This is a genomic window from Shewanella morhuae (assembly GCF_900156405.1).
Taxonomy (GTDB): Bacteria; Pseudomonadota; Gammaproteobacteria; order Enterobacterales; family Shewanellaceae; genus Shewanella; species Shewanella morhuae.
In genome coordinates this window covers 211,889-226,526 of record NZ_FTNN01000006.1, presented here as the reverse complement: position 1 = coordinate 226,526, position 14,638 = coordinate 211,889, and the positions used below count along the sequence as shown (strand labels likewise).

The following is a 14,638-nucleotide window of genomic DNA, read 5'->3' as shown; positions in this document are numbered from 1 at the left end:
GTGAATGTCTACCACTTTTGTTCAATCTGGTCAGGGTATTAGGACCGAGTCTTCGTCAGGGTTTATGGCGGGTATGACTCAAAAATGGCATCAGTTTACCCGTGGAGATCGCCAAGTCATTGCGTTAGCACTACTGGCAGTGATAGTTGCGAGTGTCATTGTATTGATGTTGTGGACCTCAACAGCTGGTTATCGTCCTTTGTATGGTAACCAAGAGAATGTTGATACTTCTCAGGTGCTTGCAGTGTTAGACGCAGAAGGGATTAATTATCGTCTTGATGCCAATAGTGGTGCGGTATTAGTTGCCGAAGAGCAAGTGGGCAGCGCCCGCATGCTGTTAGCAGCAAAGGGAGTTAAAGCGAAAGTGCCTTCTGGCATGGAGGATCTAGAGAATACCGCCCTTGGTACTAGCCAATTTATGGAACAAGCTAAGTATCGCCACAGTTTAGAGGGTGAACTTGCTAGAACCATTATGTCATTAAAGTCGGTTCGTGCCGCGAGAGTTCATTTAGCGATACCGAAAAAAAGTTTATTTATTCGTCAGGAACCTGAGTTACCAACCGCTTCGGTGATGCTGCAGTTAGATCCCAATACGAGCCTTACAGAATCACAGGTAGAAGCGATTGTTAATTTGGTGGCTGGTAGTGTAACGGGACTCTCGGTCGGTAATATTAAAGTCGTCGACCAAGATGGTCATTATTTAAGTGAGAACATCTCTGGCAATCAAGATCTGAGCCAGTCCAGAAATAAGCAATTACAATACACTCGGGAACTTGAGCATAATTTAGTGACCAATGCGTCCTCTATGCTTGAGCCTGTTCTGGGACAAGAAAACTTTCAAGTCCGAGTCACTGCCAAAGTGAATTTTAATCAGGTTGAAGAAACCAAGGAATCACTCGATCCGCAAAGTGTTGTGACTCAAGAGCGTACAAGTGTCGATGACTCAAGTAATAGCATTGCCGCGGGCATCCCAGGTGCGTTAAGCAATAAGCCTCCTCAAGCTGGTCCTGCAGCAGCTGATGATAAAACACGTAATCTGAAGCAAGAAGAGAGTCGTCAATATGACGTCGGTCGCTCTGTTCGTCACGTACGCTACCAACAAATGCAGCTCGAAAACCTGTCGGTGTCGGTACTGATTAACAGTGCTGCTGGTCAAGGTGGTTTTAATGATGAAGCTCAACTGGTTAAGTTTGGCAATATGGTGAAAGATGCCATTGGTTTCTCGGCAGCAAGAGGAGACTCTTTCACCATTAATGCGTTTGAATTTACACCTACCGTCATCCCCGAAATCACACCGTCTCCTTGGTGGCAAGCAGAGCACTATCAATCCTATTTACGCTATCTCATCGGTGGCATTTTAGGCATAGGTCTGATCCTATTTGTATTGCGTCCGCTGGTTAAACACTTGACTCGTACTGCTCAGGTCATGGCGCCGCGGATTGAACCTGTCGCGTTAAGTCCAAATGCTATTGGCGCTGTCGAAGGGCCTGTCCATGCGGCAACTGAGACACAACAACTGCCAAATGCTGATTGGTTAGGTAGCCAAGGCTTACCTGAACCAGGATCACCATTGACGGTGAAAATGGAGCATTTGGCTATGTTGGCAAATAAAGAACCCGCGCGCGTTGCAGAAGTAATAGCACATTGGATAGGCGATAAAGACGGTGAATAATTCAATCGAAATTAAAATGGACAATTATGCCCAAGCGGCCATGTTGTTGTTGAGTATGGGCGAGGAAGGTGCTGCTATGGTTATGGCGCATCTGGATCGTAACGATGTGCAGCACTTAAGTCATAAAATGGCTCGCTTATCGAGTATTACCCAGCAAGAAGCAGAAGCGGTATTGAGTCGATTTTTTCAGCGTTATAAAGAACAGTCTGGTATTGCTAGAGCCTCGAGATCTTACTTACAAAAGACGCTTGATATTGCATTGGGAGATCGCGTTTCTAAAAGCCTTATCGACAGCATTTATGGTGATGAGATAATTGTGCTGGTTAAGCGCCTCGAGTGGGTTGACCCCCAATTACTCGCCCGCGAAATAACTCACGAACATTGTCAGTTACAAGCGGTCTTGTTGGGATTATTACCTCCAGAAAGTGCGGCAAAAATACTGAAAATGCTACCACTTGAAAGCCAAGACGATGTACTGGTACGTATTGCTCAACTTGGCGAATTAGATCGTCATGTCGTTGAAGAGTTAAGACAGTTGGTTGAACGCTGCATGCTGATGGCCATGGAAAAAAGCCACACCCAAGTCGCTGGTATAAAACAGGTTGCAGATATTCTTAACCGTTTTGAGGGTGATCGTGAGCAGTTGATGGAAATGATCAAGCTGCATGACAAGCAAATGGCTATTGATGTGACTGACAATATGTTCGATTTCATTATTCTTGGACGTCAAAAGCAAGAGACCTTGCAAACGCTGTTAGGACAAGTGCCGCCAGAAACCTTATCGCTTGCATTAAAAGGCATTGATCTTGAGCTCAAAGATTCACTGTTAAAAGCACTGCCTAAGCGGATGTCATCAGCCATTGAAACCCAAATTGATGCACTAGGCGGGGTTCCAGTGAGCCGCGCAAGTGGCGCGCGTAAAGAAATCATGGAACTGGCTAAGCAATTAATGCAAGAAGGTGAAATTGAATTGCAGTTATTTGAAGAGCAGGTTGTTGTCTAATGGAAAACAAATATTCTCGTTGGCGCCTAAATCCGCATCTTGCTCGTCGCTATCGTTTTCCGACTTTACATGAGGCGGTTGACTCAAGCATCAATGCTGGCAGTGATTTTCAAAGTTATCAGCAAGCATTTGATGAAGGCTACGACGAAGGTGTGCTTCAAGGTAAAAGTGCGGGTTATCAAGCGGGTATCGAGGAAGGGCGTATAGCGGGACATGCTGCCGGTTTTCATCAAGGTAAGCTCGATGGACAATCAGCGGGTAAAACCTCTATTGATGAACAACTTAATAGCTTGATTGTACCGCTCGGTGCATTAAGAGAGCTATTAGAAGAAGGGCATACGAAGCAGGTTCGTGAGCAGCAAAGCTTGATCCTAGATTTAGTGCGCCGCGTCTCACAGCAAGTGATCCGTTGTGAGTTAACACTCCAACCGCAACAAATTTTAAAATTAGTCGAAGAAACACTCAGTGCGCTACCCGATGACCAAAAGGATGTAAAAATCCATTTAGAACCGAGCGCCGTGGTTAAATTGAAAGAGCTTTCTGAGGACAAAATTCGAGGTTGGAACCTTATTGCAGACAGTAGTATCTCAGCGGGTAGTTGCCGCATTGTGAGCGACAAGTCTGATGCTGATGCTTCAATTGAGACTCGGCTCGATGCTTGTATGACGATGGTGGAAACAAAATTGAATGAGGCTGATATTGGAGCCTGATTTATTTCAAGACGATTGGCCGCAAGTTCCGGTTGCTCGGGTATACGGACGACTTATCAGGGTTAATGGCCTCTTACTTGAAGCCGTCGGATGCCAACTTGGTATGGGCGACCGTTGCCAAATTGAAGGGCGGAATGGTCGTTTAATTGAAGCGGAAGTCGTTGGTTTTTATAAAGACGTACTGTGCTTAATGCCGATTGAGCCGACTCAAGGCTTAATGCCTGGAGCAAGGGTACTGCCCATCACGGCAGAACAGACTATTGCTATTGGTAATGGTTTGCTTGGTCGTGTGCTTGATGGGCTTGGGCAGCCATTGGATTCATTAGGCGAGTTAACCGATGTTTCATTGGTTCAGCAATCCCACACCAGTTATAACCCTCTGTTACGCCAACCTATTCGTCAGCCACTGGATGTGGGAATTCGTGCTATTAATAGCTTACTGCCGATTGGCAGAGGGCAACGACTCGGATTATTTGCCGGTTCTGGAGTGGGTAAAAGCGTATTGCTCGGCATGATGACTCGCTTTACTGAGGCGGATGTCGTCGTCGTTGGTTTGATTGGCGAACGTGGCCGTGAAGTTCGTGAATTTATTGAAGAAACTCTCGGTGAAGAAGGGCGTAAGCGTGCCGTGATTATTGCTGCTCCAGCAGATACCACACCGTTAATGCGATTACGTGCAATGCGACTTTCACACGCAATTGCGTGCGCGTTTAGAGACCAAGGTAAACAAGTGTTGTTATTGGTTGATTCATTGACTCGTTATGCCCAGGCGCAGCGTGAGATAGCGTTGAGCTTAGGCGAACCACCCGCGACCAAAGGGTATCCACCTTCAGCATTTGCACAACTGCCTAGACTCGTCGAGATGGCTGGTAATGGTGAGCATCCCACGGGAACACTCACCGCTTTTTATACCGTACTAGCCGAGGGCGATGATCAACAGGATCCTGTGGCTGATGCCGCCAGAGCAATTTTAGACGGACACATTGTTCTCAGCCGTAAATTAGCTGAGCAGGGACATTTCCCAGCTATTGATATTAATGCCTCCGTGAGCCGTTTAGCTATGCAGGTCGCAAGTTCTAGCAGCATTGAACAAAGCCAGATTTTTAGACATATTTTAAGCCGTTATAATGAAGTCAGGGATTTATTGCCTCTGGGAGGCTATCAAGCGGGTCAAGATCCAGAAATGGATCTTGCGGTGCGGGTATATCCTGAAATGGCTAAGTTTTTACGCCAAACGACCCAAAGCAAAATTAATCTTGCCGAGAGCCTAACTCAATTAGAGCAATTGATGGGAGTGATGGGATATGAGTCAGCATCTGTCTAAATTATGCATTCAAGCCGAAAAAAAATTAGCGCAATTAGGGCAAAAGCGACAAGACTCCCACCTAAGTGTGCAGCTCAATCAGCAGCAGCATCAAGCATTATCGCAGATGATTTCCGCTTATCGTGGCACTAAAGAAGGCACAAATGTTTTACTCTGGAAAAATGCTTGCGGTATGGTGCAGGTGCTAGAGCCTATGCAGCTTAAATTAGCTCAAAAAAGCGAATTTCTTCAGCAAGAGCAATTACGTATTGATAGGTTGTGGCAAAAGCAATTAGGGCGCCAGCAAGGTTTAAGATGGTTTGAAAAACAAACTCATTTGCAGAATGAAGCGCGAGTGGCCCGGCGAGACCAATCAGTTCTTGATGATATGGCAGGTTTTTATTACAAAAAGAAAAATGTATAAATACTGAGCGCCCACTTTGACTGCGCTCACACTGATGACGTGATTCTATAAGACGACATCATGCGAGCGAATTACCGACCAGCACCATAATCAATTTCAGTATGCTGCACATCGTTATTCAGAATGCGGTTAATGGTTTCTTGCTGTAATACCAGCAGTTTACCATTGGTTTCATTAGCCGCTTGGCTATCTTTAACTAATAGCTGCAAATTATCCCATGAGATTTTTATTTGCGGCCTTAGGTGATCTGGCAGCGCGGTAATTAAACGTTTCATGCCACTATTGTCATTATTGAAACCCAGAGTAGCAAGATTTTCGCTGCGCTGTTTAGCTCTTAAAGATAATTTGTCGCACAGCGCAGTTTGACGTTCGTTATGGACAATAAGTGCATCATTATCCCGACGTTGCATGAGTTCGCGTTGGTATTTGAGCATTGTTTTTAGCTGGCTGTAACCATCCAAATCTTGACGAATATCACGAATCAAACTTTGAACCAGTTCGCGTTTATTAATTTGATTATTTTCCATGCTGCGCCAGTATTTTATCCGCTATTTTATCTAACATGATTTCAAAACTGCCATTGCTTAGCGCATTGCGAATATTGGCTACTTTGTCCATATCAACGTCAGAAACACTCTGTAATGTTTGTTGAGCTTGCGCTAACAGTTTCCAATCATTACTTATATCTTGCTGTTTTGATAAGGATTGCGTTTCCACTTCACTGTTTTTTTTGTGCGTAGTCACACCTTTGTTGGTATTGAACTCAGTGTTCACAGCACTACTAATTTTATTGATTTCCATAGATGTTCACCGCCATAAGCCATAAATGGTTTGATACTAGATAAAAGCGACTCAAATGAGATGTTTCTGAAATAAATTTTTCATTTATTTCAGAAACATCTGTTTTCATTTAAAAACGCGTTTCAACTCGACCTTTAGCAATAGGATAAGCCGTAATAATTTTGCCTGAACTGCTATTTTTTACCCTTATTGCCTCGCCTTTTTTACCAGCATCCATCGCAATACCGATCATATTGGCATAAAAAGTATTACTTACCGCCTCAATAATCACCTGATCTCCTATGTTAACTAACAAAGGAATGCTTAAGTTTTGTGTTCTTATTGGTTTGTTTTTTCTGATTTTTCGAGCAACAGCCTGCCCTAAAATATGCTTATCATCGGTAATGATATCTTGATCGGAAGCGGTCAATGGTAGCATTTTCCACTGCAGATTTTCTGCTGTAACAATGTCATCTCGATCGAGCGTTTTATTGGCTACTGGTATGTAGGCACTCAAGGCAACTTTTGCGCGGACATAGAGCGACCAACCTTCTGACGTGCAACTGACCTTACGTTGAACTCTGCCAAATGGGAGTCCTTTCGCCGAATCAATGGCTAGTTTTGTGCTGCAGGCCTTGAATTTACCAGCATTTGAAGGGACTTGTAATGAGATTTTTTTACTGATTTTTTTAATTTGTTGCGACTGTTGCCACTGACTGATTTCAGCGGTAAGCGCGCTGGTCATTTGTTGAGATATTTGATCGGTGGCCGCGATCTGCCCTTTTGCCTGCACATTGAGCGGAAGTAACCCTATGCTCAAAAAGAGGGTGAGGGAAAATGCCTTTCCGTTCATAAATAGCGTTTTCATTTAACCAACTGTTTTATATTGATAAATATATTGGCATGCTAATTGTAAGCGTGTAAGCCATCGATTTTATTGGATATACATTACTAGGAGTTGAGATGGCTATCAACCTTGATAAAGCATTAGGAATACATCCTCAAGCGCTCGATTTTAGAGTGGAGAGAAGCAAGGTATTAGCGAGCAATCTAGTTAACGCTGAAACTCCTGGATATAAAGCCAGAGACCTAGATTTTAAAGCTGCGATGCAGCACGTCGAAGCTGGCATGCCGATGGATCAACAGTACAACCTTGCCTATCGTATGCCTTATCAAAATTCTGCGGATGATAATACCGTAGAGCTTGGTAAAGAGCAGGCGAGATATTCACAAAATGCGATGGATTATCAAACGAGTTTGACATTTTTAAATATGAAAATAGCAGGTTTAAAGTCTGCTATTGAAGGACGTTAGGAGCTTATATGTCATTTGGTGATATCTATCAAATCGCGGGCGCAGGTATGAACGCCCAAACCATTCGTTTGAATACTGTTGCCAGTAATCTTGCAAACGCAGGCACAGCCGCAGCCACTCCAGAAGATGCATACCGAGCACTAAAGCCGGTATTTGCAACGATTTATGATTCAACACAAGAAGGCGCGATTGGCGCTTCTGTTGAAGTGAGCGACATAGTGCAGGCCGATGCCCCATTAGATATGCGTTATGAGCCGAATCATCCCTTCGCTAATGAGCAAGGTTATGTTGCTTATTCTAACGTCAATACGATTGAAGAAATGGCTGACATGATGGCCGCCAGTCGTTCATTTGACACCAGTGTAGAAATTATGAATCGTGCGCGTTCTATGCAGCAAGGTTTATTGCAACTAGGAAATAAATAGCATGGAATTGCCTCGCACTGGTACTAATACCGTTCAAAATCCAGCGGGTGCATTAAATGCTCCCGCGAATGATGCCGCATCATTAAAGAACGAATTTATGACGTTAATGATTGCGCAAATTAAGAATCAAGATCCCACTAAACCGCTTAATAGTGCCGAGTATATTTCACAGTTAGCGCAATTCTCACAGGTCGAAAGCTTAGAAGGGATGCGTAAAAACCAATCAAACCAAATGATCATGATGGAGAATTTGGGGATCGTACAATCGGCATCGTTAATCGGTAAGAACGCTATGGTGCCAGTGTCTGAACTTCAGCTCGATAATGAAGCCGTCGACGGAAAGATTTATCTAGAAAACGCCGTAGAAGCATTAGATTTGGACATTGTGGATGCACAAGGTCAAGTGGTTCACACAATACAACTGGGCGCTCAAGGTGTGGGTGATATTCGCTTTACCGTTGACCCGCAAGCATTTGGCTTAACGGCTGGGAAATATGAGCTAAAAGCCAAAGCAACAGTGGGTGAGAATACACTCGTTGCGCCTACATATATCAAGGCCCCCATAGAGAAAATCCACTTTTCGAGCGCATCAGGCATGATGATGGCCGAAATGGGTCATGGCGTTGGCGTTATCTCGGTACTGAATATTTCTGAAGTTTCGTAACTTATTTTATAGGATATTAACATGTCATTTAACATAGCTTTAAGTGGATTGCAGGCGACAACCCAAGACCTCAATACCATTAGTAATAACATTGCCAACGCATCAACCAATGGTTTTCGTGGTGGCCGCAGTGAGTTCGCTTCTATCTACAACGGTGGCCAGGCCGGTGGTGTTGGCGTGATGTCAACAACACAGAACTTCTCGCAAGGTGGCAGCTTAACTTATACCGGCCGTCAGCTGGATATGGGTATTCAAGGCGAAGGCTTTTTTGTGCTAAAAGGATCGGATGGCGGTGCTATGTACGCCAGAGCAGGGATGTTCCACAAAGACAGCGAAGGCTTTATTACTGACCCAGTCGGTAGTCGTCTACAGGGCTATTCTGTTAATGCAACGGGACAATTACAAGCAGGTAATGTGGGTGATTTACAGGTGCAGACGGGTTCACTGCCTGCTAAATCAACCACTAAAGTCGGCTTGGTTTCAAACTTAGATGCGAGAGTTGAACCTATCGCCGTCGCTTTTGATCCTAAAGATATTAATACTTACCATTCTATTGGAACCAGTAGCGTGTATGACTCATTGGGTGCAGAACACGTTGTGACTCAATATTATGTCAAAACAGCGGCTAATGAATGGACGGTAAATTACACCCTTGATGGTGCTGTCCTGCCAGATACCACTCAACTGACATTCGATACCAATGGTGTGTTAAATCCAGCTACCACGAAGCAATCACTCGACCTCACGTTGTCAAATGGTGCCACTAATCTGAAATTTGATATCGATTTTGATAAAAGCACCCAGTATGCGGCTAAATATAACAACTCTAGTTTATCTCAAGATGGTTACACCTCTGGTGAGTTAAAAGGTGTGCGTTTAGATGATAACGGCATGCTTTATGGCACATATACTAACGGCCAAGACCAATTACAAGGTCAGGTAGTGCTTGCAAACTTCAGTAATCCAAACGGTTTATCAGCGGTGAGTAATAATGCGTGGGTTGCCACTAATACCGCTGGTCAAGCAATTACGGGCGCACCAGCAACCGGCACTATGGGCACAGTTACGGGCGGATATTTAGAAGGCTCGAACGTGGATACAACGGCCGAAATGGTTAACCTCATGACAGCACAGCGTAATTATCAATCTAACGCCAAAGTGCTTGATGTTAACTCTACCATGCAGCAAGCACTACTGAATGCGATTTAAGCAGGGGCATTAATATGGATAAGATGCTTTATACCGCCGCTAGCGGAGCTGTTCGTATTCTTGAAGCGCAAAGTATTCGGGCTAACAACTTAGCCAATGCTGATACAGCCGGCTTTAAAGCCGATCTTGAGCGCGTGAATGCGGTGCCTTTAGCCGCTCAGGGTAATAGCTTGAATACACGGGTCATGGCGCAGACAGAAAACAGTGGCTTCAGTCATCAAAGTGGGGTGCTTAACCCTACTGGCCGCACCTTAGATTTAGCGATTCGAGATCGTGGGTTATTTAGCGTCACAGTTGATGGCGGTGAGGCGTATACCCGTTCAGGTGCTATGGTCGCCAATGCCGAAGGGATGTTAACGGTTGATGGTCGGCAGGTATTAGGTATCGATGGCCCTATGCAGTTGCCTGAGCATAAAGATCTCTTTATTGGTGAGGACGGTACCGTCAGTATTTTACCTTCAGAAGGTGGAATTATTGAGGAAGTGGGTCGATTAAAACTGGTCAATCCAGATTTAGCATTAATGCAAAAAGGCCCCGACGGCTTGCTCTATAGCCGTGATGGTCAAGTCATGGCGCAGAATGAAGATGTTTTAGTTGATAGTGGTTTCCTTGAGTCGAGTAACGTGCAAGCGGTATCTGAGCTTATTGCATCTATGGATTTAAGTCGTCAATTTGAAATTCAAGTTAAATTAATGAAAAGTGCAGAAAAATTAGCTGAGTCTGGTAATCGTCTGCTGAGTAACGTTTAAGGATTATTGGTATGCAATCAGCTTTATGGGTGAGTAAAACAGGTCTCACAGCACAAGATACGAAAATGACGACCATTGCCAACAACTTGGCAAACGTTAATACCACTGGTTTTAAGCGTGACCGCGTTGCGTTTAACGATCTGTTTTATCAGGTCCAACGCCAGCCAGGTGGTCAGGTTGACGCCTTAAATAATCTGCCATCTGGATTACAGCTAGGTGCCGGTACTCGTGTTGTTGGCACGCAGAAAATATTCACCACTGGCGATATGCAAAATACCAGTCAGCAATTGGATTTAGCGATTGAAGGACAGGGTTTCTTTCAAGTAGAAGAGCCAAATGGCGATCTAGCTTATACCCGTGATGGCCAGTTCTATCGCAGTAGCGAAGGTATGATGGTGACGTCTCAGGGCCTGCCTTTAGTACCTAATATTGTCATCCCTGAAGATGCATTAACAGTGACGATTGCGAATGACGGTGTGGTAACTGCACAAATGGCAGGTGAGGCAGAACCTCAAGATCTAGGTCAAATTACACTGATTAACTTTACCAACCCAGCCGGATTGGAAGCGCGCGGTGATAACCTTTATCGTGAAACAGCAGCCTCGGGCGTGGCGGTTGAAGGTGTGGCAGGCGATCAAGCCTTAGGCGCTTTACGCCAAGGCGCGCTTGAAGGCGCAAACGTGAACGTGGTTGAAGAAATGGTTGAAATGATTTCTACGCAAAGAGCGTACGAGATGAATGCAAAAGTCGTTTCAGCCTCCGATGACATGCTCAAATTCCTTAATCAATCGTTATAGAGAGGCAATGATGCATTGGTTATGGCTTTTATGTTTTGCATTTTTATCCGGTTGTATGTCTCATATTCCACCTTCAGAGACTAGGCCTGGAACTAAAGAATGGGCACCACCTGAGATTGACTACAGTTTGCCAGATGCGAAAGACGGCAGCGTGTATCGTCCGGGTTTTATGCTGACGTTATTTAAGGATAAACGTGCTTACCGTGAAGGCGATATTTTAACTGTCGCATTAGATGAAAAAACCTACTCGAGCAAAAAAGCTGACACCAAAACCAATAAAGAGAGTGATATGGGTTTGGGTCTTGCGGGCAACTTTGGTGACAATAGTACTAAAGCTGATGGTAAAACCTCTTTTTCTCGTGGGTTTAACGGTGCTGGCTCAAGTACTCAGCAAAACCAGTTATCAGGCTCAATTACGGTCACGGTTTCTAAGGTACTACCTAATGGTACGGTTTTGATCCGTGGTGAAAAGTGGTTGCGCTTAAATCAAGGTGATGAGTATTTACGTCTGCTTGGGATAATACGTACCGATGATATTGGTAACGACAACACTATCTCATCTCAACGTATTGCCGATGCCAGAATTATTTACGGTGGACAAGGCGCTATTGCCGACAGTAACGCTATGGGATGGGCTTCTCGTTATTTTAATAGCCCATGGTTCCCGCTTTAGCCAAGGATTTTTTGATGCTACGTTGTTTATTATTGTTACTTTTGGCTAGCTGTTCCCTACAAGCCCAAGAGCAAAATCAAAGCCGTTATTTAATGGATATTGTTGATGTGCAAGGTCTACGAGACAACCAGCTCGTGGGTTATGGCTTAGTTGTGGGCTTAAATGGTACAGGGGATCGCTCTCAAGTTAAATTTACCAGCCAGTCAGTGGTTAACATGCTTAAGCAATTTGGCGTGCAAATTGATGATAAAACCGACCCTAAGCTAAAGAACGTTGCAGCTGTTGCTGTGCATGCCACGATTACCTCACTGGCAAGTCCTGGGCAGTCTTTAGATGTGACAGTGTCGTCACTGGGTGATGCTAAAAGCTTGCAGGGCGGTACTTTATTGATGACCCCTTTACGTGCAGTTGATGGCGAAGTTTACGCCGTTGCACAGGGAAACCTAGTTGTGGGTGGTATTTCAGCGGCGGGGCGTAATGGCTCGTCAGTCACAGTCAATGTCCCCACGGTAGGCACTATTCCTAATGGAGCTCTACTCGAAGCCCACATCAAAAGTAACTTTAGTGACAACGAAGACATTATTTTAAACCTCAAAGATCCTAACTTTAAAACCGCCCGCAACATAGAACGAGCCGTAAATGAGTTATTTGGGCCAGATATTGCCCGTGCGCAAGACCATGCCAAGGTATTGGTCCATGCACCAAAATCAAATCGTGAGCGTGTGACGTTTATGTCGATGCTTGAAGAGCTTAAAATCGATCAAGGCCGCCGCTCACCTCGGATTGTGTTTAATAGCCGTACTGGAACCGTTGTACTGGGTGGCGATGTGGTTGTACGTAAAGCTGCTGTGAGCCACGGCAATTTGACGGTCACAATCGTAGAACAGCAAAATGTAAGCCAACCAAATGGGGCTTATTTAGGCAATGCCGCAGGTCAAACCGTAGTAACAAATGACAGTCAAGTCATGGTTGAACAAGGTAATAAACGTATGTTTGTTTGGCCAGAAGGGACCTCAATAGAAGCCATTGTGAGGGCGGTAAATAGTTTAGGCGCAACCCCAATGGATTTGATGGCGATTCTAGAAGCGTTAGCAGAAGCGGGTTCCTTAGAAGCTGACTTGGTGGTGATCTAATGAAAGTTGAAAATACTGGCGGCTATTTAAATAAACTTAACGCCGAAGATCTGATTAAAGCCAACGGCGAGCAGGGCGCACTTAAATTAGTGAGCCAACAGTTTGAGGCACAATTCTTACAGACGGTACTGAAACAAATGCGCTCGGCCACCGACGCTATGTCCGATGAAGATAGCCCTTTAACCTCTAAAAGTAATGACGGCATATACCAAGACCTTCACGATGCAGAGCTCGCGAGTCGATTGAGTAAAGTCAACGGCATGGGTTTAGCTGAGGTAATGACTAAGCAATTATCACGCTCATTTCAGTCAGCTAAAGATCCGGTCGCCTTTGATCCTCAACAGATGACAACTACAGCGATGCAGCCAGCACTTATTTTGCGGCCCATCGGCAAGGATTTTAAATGAGCATGTTGAACATTGGTAAGTCTGGCCTGCTGGCAAGTATGGCCGCATTGAATGCGACTTCAAATAATGTTGCTAATGCTATGGTTGATGGCTATTCACGCCAACAAGTGATGTTAAGTTCGGTCGGTGGCGGAGCTTACGGTGGTGGCGCAGGCGTTTTTGTTGATGGCGTACGCCGAATTTCTGATCAGTATGAAGTCGCTCAATTATGGCAAACCACGAGTGCGGTTGGTTTTTCTAAAGTGCAGAGCAGTTATTTACGTCAAGCTGAGCAGGTATTTGGCGCCGAAGGCAATAATGTATCACAAGGGTTAGATCAATTATTTGCGGCATTAAACTCCTCCATGGAGCAACCAAACCTTATTGCCTATCGACAAGGTGTGCTTAATGAGGCTAAAGCGCTCACGCAAAGAGTGAATGCCATTAACGACAACATCGACTCACAACGTAGCCAAATTAATGGCCAATTAGGCGCGTCTGCAAAAGAAGTGACCTCGCAGCTGGCGATTATCGCCAACTTTAACCGCGATATTCAAGCGGCAAGTGTCACAGGGACTATCCCGCCAGCGCTACAAGATGGCCGAGATGCGGCCATTGATGCCTTAGCTGCCATTGTCGATATTCGCGTGGTTGAAGATAGTCAGGGTATGGTGAATATCTCTTTGGCTAGGGGCGAACCATTATTAACCGGCAATACAGCGGCTAAGCTTACCAGCGCTCCCGATCCTACCAATCCTAAAAATAATCTGGTATCGATTACCTTTGGTCAGAGTCAATTTAATGTTGATATGGCAGCGGGTGGAAGTTTGGGTGCACTGCTTAACTATCGTGATACTCAACTGGAAGGCTCTCAAGCCTATATTGATGAGCTAGCCGTTATGCTTGCGACTGAGTTTAATACTATTCTGGCTGCCGGTACGGATTTAAATGGGGCTGCACCTACGCAAGATTTATTTACTTTTGATGCAAATAATCCTGGCGGAAGTTTATCTATAACGGCTGGGTTTACGCCTGACAAATTGGCCTTTGGTAAAGATGGTAGCCAAGGGGATAACACGAATCTTAAAGATTTAGTCCAACTGGCGAGTAAAGAACTTAATTTTACCAGCTTAGGTAGCAACACTAGTTTCTCTGAATCGTTTTCGAGCAAGGTAGGTCAATTAGGTTCAGCATCACGCCAAGCTATTTCTTTTGCTAAAACCAGTATTGATTTACAAAATGATGCGCAATCCCAATGGGCCAGTACCAGTGGCGTTAGCCCCGATGAAGAGGGGATTAACCTGATTATTTATCAGCAGTCATATATGGCAAATGCCAAAGTGATTTCTACTGCGGATCAGCTGTTTCAAGTTATGCTAAGTAGCTTTTAAGGATT

18 protein-coding genes are annotated in these 14,638 nt (G+C 44.7%); 15 read left to right on the top strand and 3 right to left on the bottom strand.

Annotation, left to right across the window (positions count from 1 at the left end; all coding sequences use genetic code 11):
* The first annotated feature begins 4 nt into the window (after positions 1-4).
* Genes fliF through BW947_RS09620 form a run of 5 tightly spaced genes read left to right on the top strand, consistent with a single transcriptional unit; the run spans position 5 to position 5,112 of the window.
* The gene (fliF, locus tag BW947_RS09640; RefSeq protein WP_076498986.1) at positions 5-1,672 is read left to right on the top strand and encodes a flagellar basal-body MS-ring/collar protein FliF; all 1,668 of its coding nucleotides are present in this window, start codon (positions 5-7) and stop codon (positions 1,670-1,672) included.
* A 16-nt stretch (positions 1,673-1,688) separates the two neighbouring features.
* Entirely contained in the window at positions 1,689-2,675 is a 987-nt protein-coding gene (locus BW947_RS09635) for a flagellar motor switch protein FliG (protein ID WP_244153238.1), read from the top strand.
* Positions 2,675-3,385 (top strand): flagellar assembly protein FliH, encoded by a 711-nt coding sequence (gene fliH, locus BW947_RS09630; protein ID WP_076498981.1) that lies wholly within the window; start codon positions 2,675-2,677, stop codon positions 3,383-3,385. Before BW947_RS09635 ends, fliH begins: the two co-directional genes overlap by 1 nt.
* Positions 3,363-4,709, top strand: coding sequence for a FliI/YscN family ATPase (locus tag BW947_RS09625; RefSeq protein WP_076498978.1), 1,347 nt, complete (start codon positions 3,363-3,365; stop codon positions 4,707-4,709). The genes fliH and BW947_RS09625 overlap by 23 nt, the downstream gene beginning before the upstream one ends.
* Positions 4,690-5,112, top strand: a complete 423-nt coding sequence (locus BW947_RS09620) for a hypothetical protein (protein ID WP_076498976.1) — start codon at positions 4,690-4,692, stop codon at positions 5,110-5,112. Before BW947_RS09625 ends, BW947_RS09620 begins: the two co-directional genes overlap by 20 nt.
* 71 nt (positions 5,113-5,183) lie before the next feature.
* Here BW947_RS09620 and BW947_RS09615 read toward each other — a convergent pair whose 3' ends face one another.
* The 3 genes from BW947_RS09615 to flgA form a co-directional block, all read right to left on the bottom strand.
* Complete coding sequence (locus BW947_RS09615; RefSeq protein WP_076498974.1) at positions 5,184-5,639, bottom strand: flagellar protein FlgN; 456 nt, start codon at positions 5,637-5,639, stop codon at positions 5,184-5,186.
* Positions 5,629-5,913 (bottom strand): flagellar biosynthesis anti-sigma factor FlgM, encoded by a 285-nt coding sequence (flgM, locus tag BW947_RS09610; RefSeq protein ID WP_076498971.1) that lies wholly within the window; start codon positions 5,911-5,913, stop codon positions 5,629-5,631. Before flgM ends, BW947_RS09615 begins: the two co-directional genes overlap by 11 nt.
* 109 nt (positions 5,914-6,022) lie before the next feature.
* On the bottom strand, positions 6,023-6,760 hold the full coding sequence (gene flgA, locus BW947_RS09605) for a flagellar basal body P-ring formation chaperone FlgA (protein ID WP_076498968.1): 738 nt from the start codon (positions 6,758-6,760) through the stop codon (positions 6,023-6,025).
* A gap of 95 nt (positions 6,761-6,855) precedes the next feature.
* On the opposite strand from flgA, the gene flgB reads away from it, so the two are divergent.
* The 10 genes from flgB to flgK are packed head-to-tail and all read left to right on the top strand — an operon-like array spanning position 6,856 to position 14,633.
* Positions 6,856-7,206, top strand: a complete 351-nt coding sequence (flgB, locus tag BW947_RS09600) for a flagellar basal body rod protein FlgB (protein WP_076498965.1) — start codon at positions 6,856-6,858, stop codon at positions 7,204-7,206.
* Positions 7,207-7,214: 8 nt separating this feature from the next.
* Entirely contained in the window at positions 7,215-7,631 is a 417-nt protein-coding gene (gene flgC / locus BW947_RS09595; protein WP_076498962.1) for a flagellar basal body rod protein FlgC, read from the top strand.
* A gap of 1 nt (position 7,632) precedes the next feature.
* Complete coding sequence (locus BW947_RS09590; RefSeq protein WP_076498959.1) at positions 7,633-8,295, top strand: flagellar hook assembly protein FlgD; 663 nt, start codon at positions 7,633-7,635, stop codon at positions 8,293-8,295.
* Positions 8,296-8,316: 21 nt separating this feature from the next.
* Positions 8,317-9,504, top strand: coding sequence for a flagellar hook protein FlgE (gene flgE, locus BW947_RS09585; RefSeq protein WP_076498956.1), 1,188 nt, complete (start codon positions 8,317-8,319; stop codon positions 9,502-9,504).
* 14 nt (positions 9,505-9,518) lie between these two features.
* Positions 9,519-10,253 carry a flagellar basal body rod protein FlgF gene (locus BW947_RS09580; protein ID WP_076498954.1) on the top strand — a complete coding sequence of 245 codons (735 nt, stop codon included), beginning with the start codon at positions 9,519-9,521 and terminating at the stop codon, positions 10,251-10,253.
* Between the two features lie 11 nt (positions 10,254-10,264).
* Positions 10,265-11,050 (top strand): flagellar basal-body rod protein FlgG, encoded by a 786-nt coding sequence (gene flgG / locus BW947_RS09575; RefSeq protein ID WP_076498951.1) that lies wholly within the window; start codon positions 10,265-10,267, stop codon positions 11,048-11,050.
* 10 nt (positions 11,051-11,060) lie between these two features.
* Positions 11,061-11,723, top strand: coding sequence for a flagellar basal body L-ring protein FlgH (gene flgH / locus BW947_RS09570; RefSeq protein WP_076499058.1), 663 nt, complete (start codon positions 11,061-11,063; stop codon positions 11,721-11,723).
* A 14-nt stretch (positions 11,724-11,737) separates the two neighbouring features.
* Complete coding sequence (locus BW947_RS09565) at positions 11,738-12,856, top strand: flagellar basal body P-ring protein FlgI (protein WP_076498948.1); 1,119 nt, start codon at positions 11,738-11,740, stop codon at positions 12,854-12,856.
* Positions 12,856-13,263 carry a rod-binding protein gene (locus BW947_RS09560; RefSeq protein WP_076498945.1) on the top strand — a complete coding sequence of 136 codons (408 nt, stop codon included), beginning with the start codon at positions 12,856-12,858 and terminating at the stop codon, positions 13,261-13,263. The genes BW947_RS09565 and BW947_RS09560 overlap by 1 nt, the downstream gene beginning before the upstream one ends.
* On the top strand, positions 13,260-14,633 hold the full coding sequence (flgK, locus tag BW947_RS09555; protein ID WP_076498942.1) for a flagellar hook-associated protein FlgK: 1,374 nt from the start codon (positions 13,260-13,262) through the stop codon (positions 14,631-14,633). The genes BW947_RS09560 and flgK overlap by 4 nt, the downstream gene beginning before the upstream one ends.
* Positions 14,634-14,638: the final 5 nt, after the last annotated feature.

Bases quoted from the DNA above. Each gene is read 5' to 3' on its own strand.
- BW947_RS09615 (WP_076498974.1), bottom strand. From the start codon at position 5,639: ATGGAAAATAATCAAATTAATAAACGCGAACTGGTTCAAAGTTTGATT.
- flgG (WP_076498951.1), top strand. From the start codon at position 10,265: ATGCAATCAGCTTTATGGGTGAGTAAAACAGGTCTCACAGCACAAGAT.
- BW947_RS09560 (WP_076498945.1), top strand. From the start codon at position 12,856: ATGAAAGTTGAAAATACTGGCGGCTATTTAAATAAACTTAACGCCGAA.
- flgH (WP_076499058.1), top strand. From the start codon at position 11,061: ATGCATTGGTTATGGCTTTTATGTTTTGCATTTTTATCCGGTTGTATG.
- flgK (WP_076498942.1), top strand. From the start codon at position 13,260: ATGAGCATGTTGAACATTGGTAAGTCTGGCCTGCTGGCAAGTATGGCC.
- BW947_RS09635 (WP_244153238.1), top strand. From the start codon at position 1,689: ATGGACAATTATGCCCAAGCGGCCATGTTGTTGTTGAGTATGGGCGAG.
- flgB (WP_076498965.1), top strand. From the start codon at position 6,856: ATGGCTATCAACCTTGATAAAGCATTAGGAATACATCCTCAAGCGCTC.
- BW947_RS09580 (WP_076498954.1), top strand. From the start codon at position 9,519: ATGGATAAGATGCTTTATACCGCCGCTAGCGGAGCTGTTCGTATTCTT.
- fliH (WP_076498981.1), top strand. From the start codon at position 2,675: ATGGAAAACAAATATTCTCGTTGGCGCCTAAATCCGCATCTTGCTCGT.
- flgE (WP_076498956.1), top strand. From the start codon at position 8,317: ATGTCATTTAACATAGCTTTAAGTGGATTGCAGGCGACAACCCAAGAC.
- fliF (WP_076498986.1), top strand. From the start codon at position 5: ATGTCTACCACTTTTGTTCAATCTGGTCAGGGTATTAGGACCGAGTCT.
- BW947_RS09590 (WP_076498959.1), top strand. From the start codon at position 7,633: ATGGAATTGCCTCGCACTGGTACTAATACCGTTCAAAATCCAGCGGGT.
- flgM (WP_076498971.1), bottom strand. From the start codon at position 5,913: ATGGAAATCAATAAAATTAGTAGTGCTGTGAACACTGAGTTCAATACC.
- BW947_RS09625 (WP_076498978.1), top strand. From the start codon at position 3,363: ATGAGGCTGATATTGGAGCCTGATTTATTTCAAGACGATTGGCCGCAA.
- BW947_RS09565 (WP_076498948.1), top strand. From the start codon at position 11,738: ATGCTACGTTGTTTATTATTGTTACTTTTGGCTAGCTGTTCCCTACAA.
- flgA (WP_076498968.1), bottom strand. From the start codon at position 6,760: ATGAAAACGCTATTTATGAACGGAAAGGCATTTTCCCTCACCCTCTTT.
- BW947_RS09620 (WP_076498976.1), top strand. From the start codon at position 4,690: ATGAGTCAGCATCTGTCTAAATTATGCATTCAAGCCGAAAAAAAATTA.
- flgC (WP_076498962.1), top strand. From the start codon at position 7,215: ATGTCATTTGGTGATATCTATCAAATCGCGGGCGCAGGTATGAACGCC.